The sequence below is a fragment of the Pelagibius litoralis genome (assembly GCF_011683915.1).
Taxonomy (GTDB): Bacteria; Pseudomonadota; Alphaproteobacteria; order Kiloniellales; family Kiloniellaceae; genus Pelagibius; species Pelagibius litoralis.
Genome location: NZ_JAAQPH010000056.1, coordinates 1 through 2,050, shown reverse-complemented (window position 1 = coordinate 2,050; position 2,050 = coordinate 1). Strand labels below are relative to the sequence as shown.

Genomic DNA, 2,050 nt, shown 5'->3' with positions numbered 1-2,050 from the left:
GCCTTCCTGATATCGGGCGGCAGTGCCGTTGCGCAGGATTTGAGCGCCTACACGGACGAGGCGCGTGCCGCAATCCAACAACTGCGGCAGGTGATGATGGAACATCTCCAACAGGCCGTGCGCGAAGTCGGTCCTGCGGAGGCGACATCGGTCTGCCGCCATCTGGCGCCGGAGATCGCTGCTGAGGTTGCCGCCGAGACCGGCTGGGAAATCCGCCGCCCGGCACTGAGGGCGCGTAACCCTGAAAACCGGCCGAATGAGGCGGAGCGCGGCGTACTGCTGGGTTATCTGACGCGTAGCTTTGCCGGCCAGTCCTTCGACAGCATGGAAACGATCCGGCTGGAGGAGCGCGACGGCCGGACCTACGTGCACTACATGCGGGCGGTTCCGACCTTGGATGCCTGCCTAGTCTGTCATGGCAGCGACCTGAGGCCCGACGTGGCCCGGAAGATAGAGGAAGTCTATCCAGAAGACGAGGCTGTTGACTTTGCTGTCGGCGATCTGCGTGGCGCGTTTTCGCTGATGAAACCCTATGATCCCAAGGAAGCGCCGGACTTGCGGCCGTCACCCTTGCCCGAGCCGGCGGTATTGCCGTCGGCGGTGCCGCTCGGCATTCCTGGTCGAACCGGCGATGCGGGCAAAGGCCGCGCGCTGTTTGGCCGGCACTGCCTATCCTGTCATGCTGCCCGTGACCTCGCGGCTTTTCTATATCCCTCGAAGGCGGAAAGCCCGCGCGATGACGTCTGTGTCTTCCTGCAGACCCACGGCCTGACCGACGAAGCGCGCGACTGCGACATCGTCGCTTATCTGAAGATTCTCGCGCAGCAACCCACCGAATAGGGTTGGCGTGGAGTGGTTCGACTGCCAGGAGTTTCATTGAATTGTGCGAGCTCTTTGCCATGTCCAGCCGTCAGGCGGCGACAGTGAACTTTTCGCTCGAAGAGTTCTCCCGCCACGGTGGCCTGACCGGGCCGCACAAGGATGGCTGGGGCATTGTATTCTTCGAGGACGACGATGTGCGCATCATTAAGGACACGACACCCGCCAGTACGAGTCCCTGGGTGAGGTTTCTCGAAGATCACCCCTTGCGCAGTCAGATCGTCATTTCGCATATTCGCAAAGCGACGCTTGGTGAACTCTCCCTCAAGAACACGCAGCCTTTTACCCGGGAACTTGGCGGCCGGCAGCATGTCTTCGTGCATAATGGCCACATACCCGGCATCCAGGACCCGAAGAGTTTCGAACTTGGATTTTACCGACCGCTCGGCACAACGGATTCCGAGACCGCCTTCTGTGTCTTGCTCGGGCGTCTCCAGCACCTCTGGCTCGCGTCGGACTGGCCGCCCACCAGCGCAGCCCGCGTGGAAGTGCTGCGATCCTTCGCCCGGGACATCACGTCGTTGGGGCTTGCAAACTTCATCTATTCCGATGGCGAGCTTCTTGTTGCACATGGTCATCGGCGCCGCCAAGAAGACGGCGAGTTTGGGCCTCCGGGCCTCCATATGCTCATCCGCGAATGCCCCCATTCGGACCGCTCCTTCGAAACGACCGGCCTTACAGTTGCCCCACTGGATCAGCGGGTCGCGCTTTTTGCCAGCGTTCCTTTGACCGACGAGCCATGGCGGCCGTTGGCGGAAGGAGAAGTGCTGGCTGTCAAAGATGGTGAGACGCTGTGAGCCTGTGGACTTTCGAATTTGATATTGGTTAATGCTTGAGCACAGAAAAAATCGATAAGGAAGTGGGGGTTGTCTTGGTCGGGATCCTCGGCGGAGTTGAATTCGCCGGCCAACTGAAACGGAAGTTAAAAGGAGCATAGGATCGTGAGCATCATACGAGTAATCGCCATTGCGACCAGCATCAACCTATTTGCGGTTGGCGCGGTATTCGCTCAAACACAGTCTGGCCCGGTTGCTTCGGCCTGTGCGGCTGACCTTGAAACGTACTGCGCCGGCCAGACCCATGGCAGCGGTGAGGCCCGTGCCTGCTTGGAGGCCAACAAGGACAAGGTCTCGGCAGCTTGCAAAGCGGCGTTGGATGCCACAGGCGGCGG

General features: G+C 60.6%; 3 protein-coding genes. All 3 read left to right on the top strand.

Going from position 1 to position 2,050, the window contains the following annotated elements; all coding sequences use genetic code 11:
* Positions 1–840 (top strand): Tll0287-like domain-containing protein (locus tag HBA54_RS28575; RefSeq protein ID WP_167232129.1); only part of this gene is annotated, 840 nt, incomplete at its 5' end.
* A 41-nt stretch (positions 841–881) separates the two neighbouring features.
* Entirely contained in the window at positions 882–1,676 is a 795-nt protein-coding gene (locus HBA54_RS28570; RefSeq protein ID WP_167232126.1) for a class II glutamine amidotransferase, read from the top strand.
* Between the two features lie 144 nt (positions 1,677–1,820).
* On the top strand, positions 1,821–2,050 hold a 230-nt coding region (locus HBA54_RS28565), incomplete at its 3' end, for a cysteine rich repeat-containing protein (protein ID WP_205944979.1).